The sequence below is a fragment of the Pseudomonas sp. GD03842 genome (genome assembly GCF_029841165.1).
Taxonomy (GTDB): Bacteria; Pseudomonadota; Gammaproteobacteria; order Pseudomonadales; family Pseudomonadaceae; genus Aquipseudomonas.
The window spans coordinates 1-18139 of the sequence record NZ_JAOCEA010000004.1 but is presented as its reverse complement, the minus strand read 5'-3'; the positions used below and the strand labels follow the sequence as shown (position 1 = coordinate 18139).

Below are 18139 nucleotides of genomic sequence, written 5' to 3'. Positions count from 1 at the left end.
TGTGCAGTAAGCAAAAACCGGACCGATAGCCAGAAGCCATCTAAACGGGCATACGGCCACAAACGGTGCACTGCTTTTGCACGAAAATGAGGCAATTCCACTCAACAGGCGTCGCAAACTGTCACCGACGAGCTGATGACCGCGTCTACCCAGGGGGAGCTAGAGAGCAGATCTCTAACCAATTGATCGCACGCAGAAATTTTTAACGAGAGGGTTGACACATCCCACGTCTAAGCGAATAATGCGCGCCACTTGGCTACATAGCTCAGTTGGTTAGAGCATAGCATTCATAATGCTGGGGTCCGGGGTTCAAGTCCCTGTGTAGCCACCAAGTACCTCAACAAAGCCCGCCTCGTGCGGGCTTTGTTGTTTCTGGCGATCCGCTTTATTCAGGCTAGCGCCCCTGGCATTCTCTCCAACCACGACATCGCGCCTTGGCGCTGTCTTACTTCGAGGTCGAGTACATGCGATTCATACTTCCTGCGGTTCTGGGTCTTCTGATTTCTCAAGGCGCAATGGCGGGCGGCGGTACAAACGCTGCGCTTGGCGGTGGTCTAGGCGGTGCGCTGGGCAATGTCGTTGGCCAGCAGATGGGGGGCAGCAACGGCGCGGCCGTTGGCGCAGGCCTGGCGGGCGCAGCAGGCGGCGCCGTGACCGCCAAGAAAGGCCACAAGACTCGTGCAGCCATTGGCGGCGGCCTGGGTGGCGCGGCAGGCTCGGTCATTGGCAACAAGCTGGGCGGCAGCACAGGGGGCACCATCGGTGCCGGGCTGGGCGGCGCAGCGGGTGGTGCACTGGGCGGGAAATAACTTACCCTCCCCCGCGAAGCGCTTCGGCGCCTCGCGCTCAAACCCCGTAAATGAAGCAATGGATGTTCAATGTCTGATTTCCGTACCGACGTAGCAGCGCCTGCCCTGTCCTCAAAGCAGGCGTACGAAGACGCCATCAATCTCTCACAACACGTGCCACAGGCGAAAACCATCAGCGAAATGGTGCTCGATGCCTTCCAGAGCACCCGGGAAAGCGACCAGATTCGTGAGCTGCGCGCCGCCATCCGCCAGGCCCATGACCGTTTCGACGACGATCAGGCCTATGAGTTGATGGGTCAGCTCAAGCAATTGAAAGACGCCGAAGCCGCGGACATGGCCGCACTGGAAGACCTCAGCACCCGTTTTCCGATCAGCCGAATCCTGTCCAGTTACAAGGACGATCCACACTTTCAGGAGTTGGTTTACGGCCTGGCGCTGAAAGTGCTGAACCAGACGCACCAGGCGGTCAGTCAGCCGGGCGGCAGCAAGAGCAAGGCCGCGCGGGTGAAGAAGGAAGCCGAAGTGTTTGTCATCGCCAAGGATGGCATCAGCGTCACCCTCCCTCTGCGCACCCCGCGCGCGAAAGCCAATGTCGACCGTGAAGCCTTCGAGTTTCTCGGCTTTTCGTTTGTCGGTGAGGGCGACGAAGCTGAACTGCAACACGATGTCTTCGTCGACAAGGACGGCAACCAGCTACCGGCTACGCGCAAGAACATCGTGACCGCGATCCAGCAGCAGATCGCCTTTGAAGGGTTCAGCGCCGTTCAACAGTAGCCTCGGGTCACCTGCTGCACAACAGCACGGCCACAACCACCGGCGGTAGCGAACTCAGCGTCGCTCCCGTCGGCTCGGCATGCTGCGACGACTTCGTCCTCCGCTCCGCCTAACGCCACTGCCTCGCCTCCCATTTCAAAGCATTCGCCGCAGCTCTCAGCAAACGATCGAGCTGACGCACGTTGATCCATGATCTACGCTCAAGCGCTGACCACCGCCGCGCAACACAAAGCCGCGACCCGCCCCAAGCCCGTCTCGAACACGAGGTGCAGAACACATGCAAATCCTGGGTGAATCGATCATCGGACAGCGCTCGCTACGCGGGCAGGCGGGCGAAGTCTCGGCCATCGCCGCAGCAACCGGAGAGCCGCTGACGCCGGCATTCGGCGCTAATTCGCTGGAGGACGTCAATGAGGCCTGCGAACTGGCCGAGGCTTCGTTCGACCGCTATCGGCATCTGAGCGACGAGCAGAGAGCGCTGTTTCTCGAAGCGATCGCCCAAGGGTTGCTGGACTTGGGCGACACGCTGATCGACCGTGTTCACCTGGAAAGCGGGCTGCCGCGTCCCAGGCTTGAGGGCGAGCGGATGCGCACTGCCAACCAACTGAAACTGTTTGCCACGCTGCTTCGTGATGGCCGCTGGCATGGCGCGGTGGTAGACACCGCCCTGCCAAACCGTCAGCCGCTTCCGCGCGCTGACCTTCGCCAGCGACGCATCGGACTGGGCCCGGTCGCGGTATTCGGCGCCAGCAATTTCCCATTGGCGTTTTCAGTCGCAGGTGGCGACACCGCGTCGGCGCTTGCGGCAGGGTGCCCGGTCATCGTCAAGGCCCACCCCGCGCACCTAGGCACCAGTGAACTGGTGGCAAGGGTCATTCAGCAAGCCGCTCGCGCGACAGGTATGCCGGAAGGCGTGTTCTCGATGTTGATCGACAAAGATATTTCGGTGGGCCAAGCGTTGGTCAGCCACCCACGAATTCAAGCGGTCGGTTTTACGGGCTCACGCCGTGGCGGCCTGGCGTTGGTGGCGGCGGCCCAGGCCCGCCCTGTTCCAATTCCGGTGTACGCCGAGATGAGCAGCATCAACCCCAGCTTTCTGCTGCCGGCCGCTCTGGCGGCCCGCGCCCAAAGCATCGCCAGCGGTTTTGCCGATTCGCTGGTGATGGGGGCCGGTCAGTTTTGCACCAACCCGGGCATTTTGCTGGCGCTGGAAAGCGATGATCTCGAGCTGTTCGTTCACGCGGCAGGCAAGGCGCTTTCCGACAAAACGTCCAGCACGATGCTGACGCCCAATATCTATGGCGCCTACTGCAACGGCTTGAACAATCTTCACAAGGCGCAAGGTGTCTCGTTGGTGGCCGAAGGGCGCGAAGCAGAAGGGCCCTATCAGGCACGCGCCGCATTCTTCAGGACCGACTCGGCGACGTTCCTCGCCACACCTTCGCTGGAAGACGAAAACTTCGGTCCCAGTGCCCTGCTCATCGTCTGCAAGGACGTAGACGACTTGCAACGTGTTGCCGCCAGCTTTGACGGCCAATTGACCGTAACGCTGCACTACGAGGACGGAGACAAGGCGATCGCCCGGCAGTTGCTGCCCATCCTGGAGCGCAAGGCCGGTCGAATCCTTTTCAATGATTTCCCTACCGGCGTCGAGGTGAGCTACTCCATGGTGCACGGCGGGCCGTTCCCAGCGACTTCCGACAGCCGCAGCACCTCGGTCGGCGCTACCGCAATCGACCGTTTTCTGCGTCCGGTCTGTTACCAGAATGCGCCGGATTCATTGCTACCTGCCGCCCTGCAGCGGAGCAACCCGCTGCACACTTGGCGCTTGGTAGACGGCCAGTTGGTCAAGGATTGACCAGCCCGAACCTCAGCCACTCACTGACTCGACTCTGGCGCCAAGTCGGGCAGCGGGTGAGGTGTTTGGCAAGAATAAATGATGCACAGGCCGCACACGGGCGTGAAGGGGCTTACACTCAGTGTTCCGCTGCGTCAGGCCAGCGGGTGTTCCACTCGGTGCAGTACGCTGCCGACCGCTTCATCGCCAATCACCAGAAAATGCCCGCCCGCCACATGGTGCACCGTGCGCAGTGAATCATGGTCGGCAAAATGCCAATGGCCATCGGAAAACACGCGCTCATCCGCCCAGGCGGCCACAACCTCGCCGATGAACAGATCGTACTGACTCTGGTTATGCGGCTCAGGTATCAAACGGCATTCCAACCAAGCGACGCAGCCTTCCAGCAATGGCGCGTCAACCACATCGCCAGAGAAGGTTTCAAGGCCGTAGGCCTTGAACTTGTCCTGCTCGTCCGCCCGGAAAATTTCCAATCCTGAAGTGGAACCGACCGTTTCGACGATGTCCACTTGGCTGACCGTTGGCACGTTGATCACAAAATGTCCGGAGGCCTCCAGCAGTTGGCGCGTCCAGACAGACTTGTCGAGCACCACCGTGACTTTAGGTGGTTGAAAGTCCAGCGGCATGGCCCACGCCGCCGCCATGATATTGCGCTGCTGGCCATGGGCCGCGCTGACCAGCACGGTGGGCCCGTGATTGAGCAGCCGATAGCATTTGGCAAGCGGCACCGGACGGCGATAGATGGCGGACATGTAAGGTTCCAGAACAGGGAGACGTCGCCTGAAACTACAGGGTTTGCCCACTCGAGAAAATACAGGCGCCTTGAACTCAATCTGTCGCGATCCTGAACCGGCGATAAATACCCCTTTCCTCGTTCCTGAAAATAGTGATGTAATACTATAACAAAACATTTCAGGCCTCAGTTCTCGTGAAACAGGATCGACACCCCTCAATCAACATCGCAGCGTCCGCACTCGCTCAGTCCGCGGGCAAGCGAGTCCTGATATCACTGGCCGTCCTCGCGGTGCTGTGGATCGGCATCGCATGGGCAGTGGCCATCCCATGAGCGCCGCCATCGACTTGCACGACCTGACCGTGACCTACGAGCGTCGCCCCGCCGTGCACCATGTGAGCGGACGCTTCGCAGCGGGCAGCCTGACCGCCATCGTGGGCCCCAACGGTGCTGGCAAGTCGACCCTCATAAAAGCCATCGCAGGGACGCTCAAACCCGCCTTAGGTCGAGTGGATCGGGGTCCCCTCGCCACGCGTCACATCGGCTACCTGCCCCAGGCGGCTGAAATCGACCGCAGCTTTCCGCTGAGCGTGGCCGACACGGTGATGATGGGCGCTTGGCGCAGCCTCGGGGCGTTCCGTGGCGCCTCACGCAGACAGGCTGAACAAGCCCGCGACGCCTTGCTGGCAGTAGGGCTTGAAGGCTTCGAGCAACGCAGCATCAATTCGCTGTCGTCTGGCCAGTTTCAGCGGGTCCTGTTTGCCCGGCTGCTGCTTCAGGATGCTTCGGTGATCTTGTTGGACGAACCTTTCACGGCCATTGACGCGCGCACGACACGCGATCTGCTCAAGTTGATCAGCGATTGGCATGGTCAAGGGCGCACTGTGATTGCGGTTCTGCACGATATCGAACAAGTGCGCCAGCATTTTCCCAGCACCCTGCTGCTGGCGCGTGAAGCCATTGCTTGGGGCAATACCGTCGACATTCTTCACCCCGAGAACCTGCGTCGGGCCAAGAACATGGCCGAGCACTGGAGCCCTGACGCGCAACCCTGTGAGCTCGACAAGGAGGACGCCTCGTGACGCTCTACTCGTTGCTGATTCAGCCCTTCGTCGAGTTCGGCTTCATGCGGCGCGCCCTGATAGCGTGTTTCGCCTTGGGGATCGGTTCCGGCCCTGTCGGTGTGTTGCTGATGTTGCGACGCATGAGCCTGGTGGGGGATGCCATGAGCCATGCGGTGTTGCCAGGCGCAGCAGTGGGCTTTCTTTTCGCGGGCCTGTCGCTCCCCGCGATGGGGGTTGGCGGCCTGATCGCCGGACTCGCCGTGGCCCTGCTCTCCGGCTTGGTCAGTCGGTTCACCACACTGAAAGAAGACGCGAGCTTCGCCAGCTTTTACCTCACCTCCCTCGCCGCTGGCGTGCTGATCGTCTCACTGCATGGCTCTAACGTTGACCTGCTGCACGTCCTCTTTGGGACGATTCTGGCCATCGATGACCACGCCATATTCATGGTCGGCGCCATCGCTTCGTTCACCCTGATTCTGCTGGCGGTGATCTACCGTCCGTTGATTCTCGAATGTTTCGATCCAGGGTTCCTGCGCGCCGTCGGTGGCCGGGGTTCGCTGTATCACGTGCTGTTCCTGTTGATGGTGGTGCTGAACCTGGTCGCCGGGTTTCAAGCATTGGGGACCCTCATGGCAGTGGGGATGATGATGCTGCCCGCCACGGTCGCCCGGTTCTGGTCGACCTCGCTGACCGGGATGATCGTGATTTCCACTGTGGTCGCCACCCTCTCAGGTTTCATCGGTTTGATCGTGTCCTACCACGCCAGCGTTGCGTCCGGCCCCGCTATCGTCCTGACCGCCAGCGCGTTCTATCTGTTTTCACTGTTCTTTGGACGCAGCGGCTTCCTACGCCGTCTGTTCCCAAGGGTTCACCTCTCCGGCTGATCGTTCGCTTACCTGAAGGAAAACATCATGAAACGTTTGACGCTCCTGACCGCCGCGCTGGCGTTGTCGGGCCTGGCCACTATCGTCCAGGCAAAACCCTTGGAAACCGTTGCATCGTTCACTGTCATCGCCGATATGGTGCAAAACGTCGGAGGGGATCATGTGCACGTGACCTCTCTCATCGGCCCTAACGGCGACCCACACGTCTATGAGCCAACCCCCAATGACGCCCAGGCACTGAAAAAAGCGGACGTGGTGTTTGTCAGCGGGCTGAACTTGGAGGGTTGGCTCGATCGGCTGATCACTGCATCAGGCTACAAGGGTGAACCGGTGGTGTTGTCCAATGGCATCATGACCCGCAGCATGGAAGAAGACGGTGAAAAGATCACCGATCCGCACGCCTGGAATAGCGCGGTCAACGGCATCGTCTACGTCAGAAATATCGTTAAAGCCCTGCAGAAGACCGACCCGCAGCATGCGGCGGACTACAAGGCAAACGGTGACAAATACATCGTCCAGTTGCAGGACATGGACGCCTATGCCCGCACTCAGATCAACGCCATTCCCGCCGCCCAGCGCAAGGTGCTGACGTCTCACGATGCGTTTGGCTACTTCGGTGATGCCTACGGCGTGACGTTCCTGTCGCCGCTGGGCTTTTCCACCGAAACCGAAGCGTCGGCCGCTGACGTCGGCAAGCTGATCAACCAGATCAAACAAGAGCACGTCAGCGCTTACTTCTTCGAAAACTCCAGCGACCCGCGTTTGGTGCAGCAGATCGCCAATGCCAGCGGGGCCCATCCCGGAGGCGAGTTGTATGTGGAGTCGTTGTCCCCGCCCAATGGCCCGGCAGCCACTTACGTGAAAATGTTTCGCTACAACGTTGATAAAATGACCGCCGCCATGAAGGGGCAGTGACCACCGCCTGTTCCGCGCGCTGAACATCTGCTGGCATCGCAATTGCCAGCAGATGAGCGAGGTGTATTCCAGGCCGCCCGTCACATGAATCCTCTATGCTGGTAGCGGCTGACAGCCCCTATCGAAAGGACTTCCGATGAGCGCCCTCTCCTTCTCGCCGTTTCAAGACCTTGCCGACAAGCTGATCCCTCACACGGTGGCAGAGCGGCCCGACGGCTCCCATGACCTGTCACATCTTTACCGTGTCTGGAGAAATGTCTGCGCAATCCGCGACAAGGAAGGCGGTGACTCCGAAATCCTGCTGGCCGCAACGCTTTTGCACGACAGCGTGGCCGTGGAAAAGAACTCCCCCTTCCGCTCCAGCGCTTCTCGTCTGGCAGCGGCCAAGGCATCGGAAGTCTTGGCCGAAATGGGCTGGGACGAAGAGCGCGTCGACGCGGTCTCCCACGCCATCGTCTGCCACAGCCATTCGGCGAACATCCCTCCCGAAAGCCTGGAAGCGAAAATTCTGCAAGACGCCGATCGCCTCGATGCAATCGGAATGATAGGAGTCGCGCGCCTGTTCTATGTCTCCGGGCGCATGGGCAGTCACCTTTATGAGCCGACCGACCCCCACGCCGAACACCGCGCGCTGGATGACTCCCAATATGCCGTCGATCATTTCACCACTAAGCTCTTCACCTTGGCTGACAGCTTTCAGACGGTGACCGGACGGCAGATGGCGAAGGTTCGGCACGAGCGAGCGCAGCGATTTCTGCAGGAATTCATGGAGGAAGCAGGCGTTTGATGGGGCCTTTGTGCGTGAAGCTCCCCTCAGTCATAGCGTTCTGGATAACCCTTACACGGCTGGGCGACCACTCATCGCGCAATGGCCGCTGAACCACCACAAATCTGAAACATACATAGAGATGTCATAAAGACATCATGAACCCGCTTTATAACCAAGTCTCCGATGTCCTCGTCGCTGAGAGTGGTGCTTTGAAAAGGTTATTGCGTGGGCTGTTTCGTACTTCGTCCAAGCCGATGTTCTTGCGGCGCTTCCGGATTACTCAGCGTCTGATCCTGTGCTTTGGGGTCACTGCATCGCTACTGGTGGCACTGGGCGCGTTCTGCCTATTTCAGATGCAGAGCATTAGGGATCAGGGCGAAGCCGTTCAGAGCGGTGCGTTGCCGAGCATTGCCATGGCCGACGCAATAGCGATTGATCTGAGCAAACTGCGCGGAGAAAGCGCACGCCTTATCGCCAACGCAGATGACCCGAGCGCGGTGGTCACCAGCAAGATCAACGCCGAGCAGTTGAAGAATGAAGTCGAAAAAGGCTTCAGCGATTACCTTGCCCACGCGACCGACAGCACAGAACGTGATTCCATCAAGGCGCTGCAAGACGCCTACAAAGCATTCATGCCGGGACTGCATGACCAGATCGGCATGATCGAACAGAGCAGAATCAATGACGCGCGCATGCTGCTCAATACGACACTGAGCGTACAGGGCGACCTGATGGACATGCAGGTGCAACTGCTCCGCGAATTGAACAAGCAGGGCGCGGCCACGGCGGTGGAGGGGGCGGGCCGCCGGTTCGAGCAGACGCGCATCATCGCTGTCAGTGCCATCGCGGTTGCGCTGGCCCTGACGCTGTTGCTGGCATGGCGCTTGAGCCTGAGCATTATCAGGCCACTGCGCCAGTCACTGCAGATCGCCAGCACCATCGCTCAAGGTGATCTGAGCCCGTACCCGGTACAGGAAGGCAAGGATGAAACAGCGCAATTGCTGAAGATGCTGGGCCAGATGCGTGAAAACTTGCACGGCACCCTCGATCAGATTTACGCCGCGGCCGGGCAGTTGGGCCAATCGGTGCAGGAAATGGGTGCGATCGCCGAGGCCAGCGCCCGGAACTTGCAGATGCAAAACGATGAAATCGAACAAGCTGCAGTTGCCGTCAACCAGATGAGCCAGGCCGCCGTCGAAGTGGCCGACAACGCCAGCAACACCTCTACCGAATCGAAAGCGTCGAACGAGGCGGCCGCGCAAGGCCGCACGCGCCTGTCGGGCACCATCGACTCGATCAAGGAGCTGGCGGACAACGTGCTTGACTCCTCCCACCAGGCCGATGGCCTCGCCGAGCGCACCTTGAGCATCAGTAAAATTCTGGAAGTGATTCGCGCCATCGCCAATCAGACCAACCTCCTCGCGCTGAACGCCGCCATCGAAGCCGCGCGGGCGGGGGAGGCCGGTCGCGGATTTGCGGTGGTGGCCGACGAGGTCCGCTCGCTGGCACAACGCACGAGCGCATCGACCACCGAAATCGAAACACTGATCCACGACGTACAGAAGAGCACCCAAGACACCGCTGAAACCTTGCGCATTACCGCGGCCCAAGCTAGCCAGACCCTCGAACAGGCGGCTGCCACCAGCCAGGCGCTGACCGTGATCATCAGTTCGACTTCCACGATCAGCGATCGGAATCTGCTGATTGCCAGCGCCGCCGAACAACAAGCCCAAGTCGCCAGCGAAGTGGATCGCAACCTGAGCAGTATTCGCGACCTGTCGGCGCAATCCGCTTCCGGCGCCCAGCAGACCACCGTCGCCAGTCATGCACTGGCGATGCTGGCAACGGATCTGAACAGCATGGTGCAGCGGTTCGTGCTGTAACTCGGAATGTCCTGCTTTATTGGGAAGCGTGCATTTGAAAGGCCGGTAAATTCGATTCGGCATATTTCCAGTCATGTCCGCGTGTTTCATTATTGGTACACACCCGCTCAGACGGGTGCCCACGCCAACAAGGACATGAGCATGAAGAAAACCGCCGCATTGAGCGCCACCCTCGCTGCATTCACGCTGAGCATCTGCGCCCACGCAGAGGTCAACGTCAACCTGGGCAGCAAGGAGCGGGTCACCCGCCTTTTCGCTTATCCCAACAACTGCAATGTCATCTGCTTCCAGAACTGGACGTTGGAGCAGACCGCCGAGCATTACCTGACGCAGAGCGTTCAGCGCGACGGCTTCACGAGCGCAAAAGTCAGCGTTGTGAACGACAACGATCAGCTCCATGCGACCATCAGCGGCGTGCCAGACGGTTATGACAAACCGCTCACCCAACTGCTGGACGCCGGTGAGAAGGCCTACGACGGCGCTCAGAAACTCAATGCCGCCGGCAAGTTTGCCTATAACTGGTACCTCTTCCTGCCGCTGGGGATGGCGTTGGAAAACCGTAAAAGTGTCGAACTGCTGCATTTCCCACCGGATTACTCCCTGACGCAGGCGCAGGACTACCTGCGCTCGGCCACTACTGATCGCTGGGCAGCGCTGCTGACCGACAACGGCATTCCCGCCGACCAGACGCCTGCCTATCAGACCATCATCGACATCGCCCCCATCGCCGCCCCTGCCAATGCGGGTAAAGACCTGGAAGGCGTCTACGGCTACTTCACCGACTACCAGACCACGATGGTCAAAGAGGTCAGCTTGAGTGCAAAAGGAACCTCGCTGCCCATGGTCGCCTTTGGTGCCCCGGTGCGCAGTTGGCTCAAGGAGCAGTACAAGGCGGAAGTGCCGGTGCTGGGCCTGGCCACCATTACCCCCGCAACGGGACAGAACGTCTCCGTGATCGGGTCCAATCATCCGAGTTACATCTGGTACGCGGCTGACAAGAGCAACTATGGCGGCGATGAAACCAAAGCCGATGACGCCGGCTTGAAAGTCATGGGCCAGGATTTGAGCGCCGCGTGCTGGCAGGCGGGAATGGGCCAGAACCCATCGTCAGACGCCGCTGCGCTGCTCAAGCAATGCACGACGAAATGGCAGGTCACCCAAAAGGTCGACACCTGCAAATTGTTCTACACCTCGATACGCAACATGACGCCTGATCAGGCCGCAGCGAAATGCCGGACCGGCTCGGTGGGGCGCCAGCTCGATCAACTGCGCAAGCCGTTGCCCGAAATGAAGAAGCAAGCCTGACCCTCCTCCGTAAAACCTGGGCTGGCCTGCGGTGGCGGATGTGAAATTGCCGCCGCAGGCTAGCACAGCCGCTGGTTAAGAAGCATCGGTTTGAGCCCACCGCGACGAATCCGACATCCTCCCCGCTAAGATGGCCCATAGCCCACTACCGGTGAGGAACCGGCGCGGAATCTTCATCGCCAGTGCCGGTCCACCCAAAAGACCGACCGTAATGAGGATCTGCCATGAACGACTCACGCCGCCCTTTCGGCGCCACTCAACCTGAACCCATCGATGACAACGAAGACCGCATGGGGTCGATGGAAGAGCTGAATTTCAACGACAACAACGAACCCAGCGGACGCATTGGGGACACTATTCCCGAAGACGAACTGCAGACCTACATTCCTGACGAACGCGCCCGTGAAGCTGGCCTGACGGGTGCATCGACAGACGACCACAATCCGACAGACGATGACATGAGCCCTGAAACGCTGATCGGCGAAGACGGCGCCCGATCGGCTCGCGAAGAAGGCGAAGGTGGACCGGCCGACTTCGACCTGAGCGTTGTGGATGAGGATGAAATCGGCGCAGGTAGCGGGCTGGATGAAGAAGAGATGGCGATCTTCGACCCGCTGGATGGCAAGCCTGAAATCTGAGTTCGGCTTGCCGGCACGTCCAAAGCCGCACGCTCTCATGTTGCAAGCCCGCGGCATGAGAGCGAAGAGGCTGAGTCATTTGACCGCTCGAGCATGGGACAGTGGCGGGGGAGACGCTCAGGGCGCACCACTTTTTGGTGCGTACGGCTCGGCCGCACGCGGCGCGACGAAATCAATCCGTCAACGTACAGGCCATAACCAACGCATCTTCCCGGCCGCCAGTAGCCGGATAGTAATCACGTCGCCGCCCCACTTCGTTGAAACCATACCGCTCGTAAAGCCGATACGCCGACTGGTTGCTGGCGCGCAGTTCGAGAAAGCACTCACGCCCGTTGAGTTCAAAGGCGCGCTTCATCAGTTTGTCGAGCAGCAGCCATCCGAGGCCACGGCCCTGGCTTTCTGGTTTGACGGTGATGTTGAGCAGATGCGCCTCGTCGATGATCACATTGATCACCCCATGCCCGACCTGCTGATTGCCTTCGAATATCAGCCAGATCTCATAGGATTTGAGCCCATCCAGAAAAATGCCCCGCGTCCAAGGATGACTGAACGCTGCATATTCAATTTTCAATACCGCATCCAGGTCGGCCTCGGTCATGCGGCGAAACGTTACGGCATCACTCATTTACGCTCTTCCAACGCCCCATCAATTTGCGCATGGCACGCCATACGTCGGCCTTGCGCTGAGGCTCGTCCATCAACAGCTCCAGACCCGGCAGCGCCCAGGCCAGCCCCAGACCATCGATCTGGAAATCTTGATTGTAGGATTCGGCATCCGACTCGCCGGCGAAACGGATCGCCGGAAGTCCGACCAACCACAGGCAAGCGCAAGGCGCTTCCTCGACGCGGGCGTAGAGAAACCCTTGAACGAAATCCCTCGCAGCGTCCGGCCCCTGGTCCATTTGCCCGCGCATCAGCAACGGCCAGCTCACGGGCTCGCCGACGATTTGCGGGCTGTCCGGCAGCCCAGCCGCTCGCAACATGTCCTTCAGCAACAGATAGGAAGGGTCGCGGCTCTGAAACGGCTCGCCCGTGACGAGTTCGACCAGCAGCAAGCAACTGCCGGCCCGCAGCAGTTGCAGGGCAAAACGAGGAGGAGGCACGACCGGTGCCTTATTAACCACAGGCGCAGCGTCGTCCTGGGCCGCAGGGGTGGCAGACGCCTTCGCTGGCACGGACGGACGGGGCACCTCGATTTTTGGCCGGTCGCCGGACCGAGCGACGGGCACAGTGCCGGCCACAGGCGCCTCGCTGTGCCCGGGTGCAGGCGCGGCTGGCCGGGGCGCGTCCTCGACTTCGTCGAATACCGGCAACGGCGCAAGCAGCTGCGCACGTGACGGCGCAGCAAAAGGCAATTCGGTACGCGGCAGCCAGGTGACCACCTGCATGGCGGACAAAAAGGCGCGGCGGCGAGGCTCGTTGAGCAAGGGACAGCCACCTGTGGATAAAGTCAGGACGCAGATTCTACAGACCTTCGACGAATCACGCCGCAGTTGATCGACTGAGGGTGAAAACCAAAGGCTGCGATGCAGTACAATTGCCGCTTTTATTTGCCAACCAGCGGCCCTCCGATGATCGAACCTAAGCGCGTCTTGCGCGCCCTCGCCGAGCACTGGGCGCTTCTTGAGCCACTGTGCGAGCACTTCGACCAAGGCACCCTGAGCCTGAGCGAACTGCGTCTGCAACTGGCCGCCCAGCAACTGGAAAGCACGCCACAAGACATTACCCACCTGCTAGACGTGTGGATTCGTCTCGACATTCTCGTTCCCGTGGCCAAAAGCCCGAACCGGTTCGAGCTCAACGCGCAGATCCATGACTTCCTGTCGTACTTGCGCCGCGAACACCGTCTGGGGCTGTGCCTGGAAATCGAAGCCTACCTGCGTCACCTGGAGCGCCTTGCCGGTTACATCCAGGAAGCGTTCGAAGCTCGCGATGCCAATGATCTTGCGCGCCAGTTGCGCCTTCTCGACATGCGCGTGCGCGATGTCCTGAAAAAACTCGCCAACGACGAACAGGCGTTGGTCTCGGTGGCCGAACGGGCCAAGACCAGCGACCGCCAGATTCCACTGCGCCAACGCTACGCCGAAGTGCTCGCGACGTGGGACGAATACGTCGAGCCGATGATTCAACTGGTGAACGCGGATGGCGCCTTCGAACAAGGCGTGCGCAAGGTCGAGAACGTGTTGCTGCGCATGCTCACCGACCAGCAGCGCCTCGGGCACTTGGTCGACGACGACATGCTGCTGCGCACCCATGCCCGAATCCTGGAAATGCAGACCAGCGCCCAACTGACGCTGCGCCATGCGCGCGAATTGTTGCTGCCGTTGCGGGAAGAGGCACGCCGCCATAACGCCGTCACGCGCGGCGCCGCGCTGGCCCTGGCAGCCATCCGCCGCAAAGGCATCGACGCAGTGCCACAAGCCGCCATGCCGTTGTTCACCCGTCCGCAGAGCACCTTTCTCGGCAGCGCGAACCAGGTTGAGGCCTATGTGTACGCGTTGGCTCGTTTCGAACCGAAACCCGCACGCTTCCCCAAAGCCAGCGTTACCCGCAAGGGTGAACCGCCTCGGGCGCCGCGGACGGTCAAGGAAATGGTCGAGCGCTGTGAGGAAGCACTGCCGATGCCAGACCTGATGGTCTGGTTGCTGGAGCAAGAGCCGACCGGTGCAACCGATGAACTGTTGTACTGGTTTTCGCGACTGTCTCGTGAAAAACGTTTCAAACGCGAGCGCCTCGAACGCCGCGAGTACCTCACTCAGGAGCACCGCGTCAGCCTGCGCTCCTTCGCCCTGCTCTCAAGCAAAGACGCCACCCAAGAGAATTCAGAGGGCATCGCCCATGCATCTTGATCTATCCGAAATGTCCCAACTCGCACCGATCTTTCGCGAGTTGTTCAAGGGCTACCACATCAGCCGCCGAGACCCCGAGCTCTACGCTCAGCTTTCCAACTCGCAGGATCAGTACCGTGCGCTGTTCAAGGCGTTGGGCTTTGAACTCATCTGCGATACTCGCGGCTTCTATTACTTCGTCCCGGAACTGGCGGCTGCACAGGTCAACAAAACCGCGCAACGCCTGGCGCTGTTTACCTTCATTCTCGTCGAACACTTGGCCGATCAGGGCCGTGATCCGGTCGCCGTACTCGATGGCGGCAGTCTGGGCCGTGACGAACTGCCATCGCTGCTGGAGAAATACCGCGATCTGTTCTTGCAAGCGGAAGTGCAGACCCAAGAAGAGCTGGAAGAGAAAATCATGCGTCGCATGACCCAACTCGGCTTCGCGTCTGAAGAGGTGGGCATCTACCGCTTCCTGCCGCCGATGCACCGTTTCCTCGATGTCTGTCTGTCGGTTCAGCAAGACCGTGACCTGGCTGCAAGCCTACACAGCGATCTGCCACTGCCGACGCCGGTCCTGATCGACGATGACAGTGATGAAAAACTGCTGCAGACAGACGACCCGCTCGACCTCAGCGAGTTTGACGAAACGCAAGAGACCGAAGAGCAGGCTCTGGCCCGCGCGATCGCCGAAGAACAGGAGCTAGATGCATGACTCAGGAACGCTACGGCATCCGCCGCTTCGCGCTGCTCAACACCGCCGGCTACAGCCTCGGGCTGTTTCCGCTCGAACACCCGCTGTCGGTTTACGGTGCGAACAACCTGGGCAAGAGCGCGTCCATCAACGCGTTGCAATTCCCCATTCTGGCGCGCATGTCGGACATGTCCTTCGGCAAATACAGCCTTGACCAGTCGCGCCGCTTTTATTTCGCCTCGGACACCAGTTATATCCTGGTCGAAGTCGCCCTTCCCCATGGCCCGCATGTCATCGGGGTCGTCGGGCGTGGCCCGGGTGGTGGCTTCGGTCACCAGTTCTTTGCCTACGCAGGCAAGCTGGACCTGGCCCACTATCAGAAGAACGACACCTGTCTGCGCCAGAAAGAACTGTTCAGCAATCTGGAAAGCCAGGGGCTGAAAGCCTACGAACTCAAGCCGGACGAGCTGCGTCGCCTGCTGGTGGGTGGGCATACGTCCATTCCTTTGGACCTGACGCTTATCCCGCTGCGTTCCACCAGCGAACAAAGCCTCAAGACCTTCCGTGCACTGTTCATCAACCTGCTGCACATGCGCGAAATCACCGCGGCCAAGCTCAAGCAACTGTTTCTCGACGCCTTCGAACACAGCCTCAGATCCGGCAGTGTCGATTACATCGCCGCCTGTGAAGAAGCCTTCCGCGACGTAAGGCGCATGGAACAGGATTACAACGCGCTGGTATTGGCTGGCCCATTGGTTGAAGCCTTGGCCAACGGGGTGCAACAGCGGGACATTCTTCGCGGCAAATTGCACCGCCTCTCGCCGCTGCTCGACTCCCTGCTGGGCACCTGGCAGGACTACTCAAATGCTCGCAAGGAAGAATTGGTCATTCAGGCCGAGCACTACCGTGGCGAGCAGGATGCCTTGCAGAACGACCAGCGCGGCAGTACTCAGGAGCTCATGCGCCTGGAGCGTGAGATCAGTAACGTTCAGCGTTGGATTGGCGAATTGGCCGTCCTCAAGAACCGCTTCGCGCTGATCGATGACGTTAAGATCCTCGAACAACAGTTGCTGGCCGCCAAAGACGCACACGACGAACTCGCCGGTGCACTGGCTCAATCCCGTCAGTTCAGCGCCGAAGATCTGGATGAACGTGTACGCGATCTGGAAAAGCGCCTCAAATCGGTCAAGCAACAGCTCGATCATGCAGACAACAACAGTTATGCCCGACTGCGCGAAGAGTTTTCGCAACCGGACGTGGAGCGCTTGATGCGCCTGTTCAACGGTGCGCTGTTCAGCTTGCCCTTGGGTGAACAAGGCATTGCGCTGGATGACAACGACGCGTGGGTCAAATCGTTGGAAGCTGTCCTCGATGCCTTCAAAGGTGAACGTTTCGAAGTGCCGGGCCTGTCGATCAACCTTTCGCATATCGACCCTCCCGCATTGCAGGCGCTGGCTGACCGGGCCGCATTGCGTGACCAGAAGGAACGTCTGGAAAAAGAACTGAGGCAACTGAAGACCCAACAGGCCGTGGCCTCTGACAGGGCTGCGAGCAAGAGCCAAACCGAAGCGCTTTATCAACAAGTGCTGGATGCGCAGAAAGCGCTGGAAGACTTCCGGCGCACTCAAACGCTGAGCGCAGAAGAAGGCGAGAAGCTCGAACAACTGGCGCAGATGGAAGCCGCCCAGGACGAGCTCAAGCGCTCCAGCGATGCCTTTACCGAGCGCGTACAGCAACTGTCGGCCAAGCTGCAATTGGTAGGGCGGCAGATTGGCGATCTGGAAGCCAAACAACGCACGCTGGATGACGCTTTGCGTCGTCGTCAGCTACTGCCTGCGGATCTGCCATTCGGCACGCCGTTCATGGAGCCTGTCGACGACTCACTGGATAACCTGCTGCCGTTGCTCAATGACTATCAGGACAGCTGGCAGGGCCTGCAACGCTGCGATGGCCAGATCGAAGCACTTTATGCGCAAGTACGCCTCAAGGGTGTGGCGAAGTTCGACAGCGAAGACGACATGGAACGTCGCCTGAAGTTGCTGATCAACGCTTATGCGCACCGGACCGACGAAGCGCTGACCCTCGGCAAGGCCCGTCGCGCTGCCGTCACCGACATTGCGCGGACGCTGCGCAACATCCGTAGCGATTACGACAGCCTCGAGCATCAGTTAGCGCTCTTCAACCGCGAAATCAACCGCCGTCAGGTCTCCAACCTGGAAAGCTTTCGCATCGTACTTGCGCCAAACAAGGAAGCGCTCAAACACATCGATCAGATCATCCACAGCGCCGGTCAGTACGAAGAAGGCGAAACGCTGTCGGTGTTTGATTTGAGCCAAAGCGCCGAGCAAGACAACAAGAACGAAGAGGCCAAAGAATATCTGGCGCGTCTTGTGGCCGCGAACCACAACCAGTTGGGCCTTAAAGACCTGTTCGAATTGGCGTTCGAGATCACCAAGGTCAATAGTCAGCCGGTTATCCACACCGACATCGATGGCGCAGCATCCAATGGCACGACCATGACCATCAAAGCGCTGACCAATATGTACCTGTTGCTGCACTTGATGGATCGCGACCTCGCCGGTCGCGTCCGCTTACCGTACTACCTCGACGAAGCAGCAGACATCGACGAAAGAAACCAGTCGGCCCTTCTGGAAACCAGCCTTCAGCTTGGCTTCGTACCGATCTTGGCGAGCGTCAAGCCTCAGGTATCGGCGCATGTGGCCATCGACCTAGAAGGCGGCACTGGCCCAGCCGGTATTTACATCGATGAAGCTGACTGGAAATACATCCGCCGCCGGGAAGAGATGAGTACAGTGAAGACTGCGGAAGTGGCGGAAGCCTCTGCCGAATAAGGACGTTGAGTCGCGTTAGAAAGCCCCACAGCAATGTGGGGCTTTTTTATGGGCATTACGAACGATGCCCGATCAGTCGAGGTGACGCTTAGCAGCACCGCCAACTAAGACATGCGGCCGATTATAGCCC

Annotated in this window: 16 protein-coding genes and 1 tRNA gene; 14 read left to right on the top strand and 3 right to left on the bottom strand. The window is 59.8% G+C overall.

Annotated elements, in window-relative coordinates; translation table 11 throughout:
• The first annotated feature begins 254 nt into the window (after window positions 1–254).
• The 4 genes from N5D61_RS07170 to N5D61_RS07155 all read left to right on the top strand — a co-directional run bounded on the left by N5D61_RS07170 (window position 255) and on the right by N5D61_RS07155 (window position 3441).
• Window positions 255–331, top strand: a tRNA-Met gene (locus N5D61_RS07170).
• Between the two features lie 133 nt (window positions 332–464).
• Window positions 465–809 (top strand): bacteriocin, encoded by a 345-nt coding sequence (locus N5D61_RS07165; protein ID WP_279891670.1) that lies wholly within the window; start codon window positions 465–467, stop codon window positions 807–809.
• Between the two features lie 69 nt (window positions 810–878).
• Window positions 879–1583 carry a hypothetical protein gene (locus tag N5D61_RS07160; protein ID WP_108239051.1) on the top strand — a complete coding sequence of 235 codons (705 nt, stop codon included), beginning with the start codon at window positions 879–881 and terminating at the stop codon, window positions 1581–1583.
• 277 nt (window positions 1584–1860) lie between these two features.
• Window positions 1861–3441 (top strand): aldehyde dehydrogenase (NADP(+)), encoded by a 1581-nt coding sequence (locus N5D61_RS07155; RefSeq protein WP_279891668.1) that lies wholly within the window; start codon window positions 1861–1863, stop codon window positions 3439–3441.
• A gap of 134 nt (window positions 3442–3575) precedes the next feature.
• Here N5D61_RS07155 and N5D61_RS07150 read toward each other — a convergent pair whose 3' ends face one another.
• Entirely contained in the window at window positions 3576–4193 is a 618-nt protein-coding gene (locus tag N5D61_RS07150) for a flavin reductase family protein (protein WP_279891665.1), read from the bottom strand.
• Window positions 4194–4503: 310 nt separating this feature from the next.
• Here N5D61_RS07150 and aztA point away from each other — a divergent pair, with 310 nt between their 5' ends.
• From aztA to N5D61_RS07115, 7 genes are all read left to right on the top strand, one after another.
• On the top strand, window positions 4504–5256 hold the full coding sequence (aztA, locus tag N5D61_RS07145) for a zinc ABC transporter ATP-binding protein AztA (RefSeq protein ID WP_279891663.1): 753 nt from the start codon (window positions 4504–4506) through the stop codon (window positions 5254–5256).
• Window positions 5253–6122: a metal ABC transporter permease gene (locus N5D61_RS07140; protein ID WP_279891661.1), complete on the top strand. Its 870-nt coding sequence runs from the start codon at window positions 5253–5255 to the stop codon at window positions 6120–6122. Before aztA ends, N5D61_RS07140 begins: the two co-directional genes overlap by 4 nt.
• A 27-nt stretch (window positions 6123–6149) precedes the next feature.
• Window positions 6150–7037: a metal ABC transporter substrate-binding protein gene (locus N5D61_RS07135; RefSeq protein WP_279891659.1), complete on the top strand. Its 888-nt coding sequence runs from the start codon at window positions 6150–6152 to the stop codon at window positions 7035–7037.
• 136 nt (window positions 7038–7173) lie between these two features.
• Window positions 7174–7824 (top strand): HD domain-containing protein, encoded by a 651-nt coding sequence (locus N5D61_RS07130; protein WP_279891657.1) that lies wholly within the window; start codon window positions 7174–7176, stop codon window positions 7822–7824.
• Between the two features lie 236 nt (window positions 7825–8060).
• Window positions 8061–9689: a methyl-accepting chemotaxis protein gene (locus tag N5D61_RS07125; RefSeq protein ID WP_279892077.1), complete on the top strand. Its 1629-nt coding sequence runs from the start codon at window positions 8061–8063 to the stop codon at window positions 9687–9689.
• A 141-nt stretch (window positions 9690–9830) separates the two neighbouring features.
• Complete coding sequence (locus tag N5D61_RS07120; RefSeq protein ID WP_279891655.1) at window positions 9831–10994, top strand: hypothetical protein; 1164 nt, start codon at window positions 9831–9833, stop codon at window positions 10992–10994.
• 224 nt (window positions 10995–11218) lie between these two features.
• Window positions 11219–11632 carry a serine kinase/phosphatase gene (locus N5D61_RS07115; RefSeq protein ID WP_108239043.1) on the top strand — a complete coding sequence of 138 codons (414 nt, stop codon included), beginning with the start codon at window positions 11219–11221 and terminating at the stop codon, window positions 11630–11632.
• A 172-nt stretch (window positions 11633–11804) separates the two neighbouring features.
• Here N5D61_RS07115 and rimI read toward each other — a convergent pair whose 3' ends face one another.
• Together rimI and N5D61_RS07105 are read right to left on the bottom strand one after the other, a co-directional pair.
• On the bottom strand, window positions 11805–12257 hold the full coding sequence (rimI, locus tag N5D61_RS07110; protein ID WP_279891652.1) for a ribosomal protein S18-alanine N-acetyltransferase: 453 nt from the start codon (window positions 12255–12257) through the stop codon (window positions 11805–11807).
• Complete coding sequence (locus N5D61_RS07105; protein ID WP_279891649.1) at window positions 12250–13059, bottom strand: energy transducer TonB; 810 nt, start codon at window positions 13057–13059, stop codon at window positions 12250–12252. The genes rimI and N5D61_RS07105 overlap by 8 nt, the downstream gene beginning before the upstream one ends.
• Before the next feature lie 144 nt (window positions 13060–13203).
• On the opposite strand from N5D61_RS07105, the gene mksB reads away from it, so the two are divergent.
• Genes mksB through mksF form a run of 3 tightly spaced genes read left to right on the top strand, consistent with a single transcriptional unit; the run spans window position 13204 to window position 18009 of the window.
• A complete protein-coding gene (mksB, locus tag N5D61_RS07100) occupies window positions 13204–14481 on the top strand; it encodes an Mks condensin complex protein MksB (protein ID WP_279891647.1) in 1278 nt (425 codons plus the stop codon).
• Window positions 14471–15178 carry an Mks condensin complex protein MksE gene (mksE, locus tag N5D61_RS07095; RefSeq protein ID WP_108239040.1) on the top strand — a complete coding sequence of 236 codons (708 nt, stop codon included), beginning with the start codon at window positions 14471–14473 and terminating at the stop codon, window positions 15176–15178. The genes mksB and mksE overlap by 11 nt, the downstream gene beginning before the upstream one ends.
• Entirely contained in the window at window positions 15175–18009 is a 2835-nt protein-coding gene (mksF, locus tag N5D61_RS07090; protein ID WP_279891643.1) for an Mks condensin complex protein MksF, read from the top strand. Before mksE ends, mksF begins: the two co-directional genes overlap by 4 nt.
• Window positions 18010–18139 lie beyond the last annotated feature (130 nt).

Coding starts and splice junctions, on each gene's coding strand:
- mksB (WP_279891647.1), top strand. CDS start 13,204: ATGATCGAACCTAAGCGCGTCTTGCGCGCCCTCGCCGAGCACTGGGCG.
- N5D61_RS07130 (WP_279891657.1), top strand. CDS start 7,174: ATGAGCGCCCTCTCCTTCTCGCCGTTTCAAGACCTTGCCGACAAGCTG.
- N5D61_RS07150 (WP_279891665.1), bottom strand. CDS start 4,193: ATGTCCGCCATCTATCGCCGTCCGGTGCCGCTTGCCAAATGCTATCGG.
- N5D61_RS07155 (WP_279891668.1), top strand. CDS start 1,861: ATGCAAATCCTGGGTGAATCGATCATCGGACAGCGCTCGCTACGCGGG.
- aztA (WP_279891663.1), top strand. CDS start 4,504: ATGAGCGCCGCCATCGACTTGCACGACCTGACCGTGACCTACGAGCGT.
- N5D61_RS07120 (WP_279891655.1), top strand. CDS start 9,831: ATGAAGAAAACCGCCGCATTGAGCGCCACCCTCGCTGCATTCACGCTG.
- N5D61_RS07160 (WP_108239051.1), top strand. CDS start 879: ATGTCTGATTTCCGTACCGACGTAGCAGCGCCTGCCCTGTCCTCAAAG.
- N5D61_RS07165 (WP_279891670.1), top strand. CDS start 465: ATGCGATTCATACTTCCTGCGGTTCTGGGTCTTCTGATTTCTCAAGGC.
- mksE (WP_108239040.1), top strand. CDS start 14,471: ATGCATCTTGATCTATCCGAAATGTCCCAACTCGCACCGATCTTTCGC.
- N5D61_RS07125 (WP_279892077.1), top strand. CDS start 8,061: ATGTTCTTGCGGCGCTTCCGGATTACTCAGCGTCTGATCCTGTGCTTT.
- rimI (WP_279891652.1), bottom strand. CDS start 12,257: ATGAGTGATGCCGTAACGTTTCGCCGCATGACCGAGGCCGACCTGGAT.
- N5D61_RS07115 (WP_108239043.1), top strand. CDS start 11,219: ATGAACGACTCACGCCGCCCTTTCGGCGCCACTCAACCTGAACCCATC.
- N5D61_RS07135 (WP_279891659.1), top strand. CDS start 6,150: ATGAAACGTTTGACGCTCCTGACCGCCGCGCTGGCGTTGTCGGGCCTG.
- mksF (WP_279891643.1), top strand. CDS start 15,175: ATGACTCAGGAACGCTACGGCATCCGCCGCTTCGCGCTGCTCAACACC.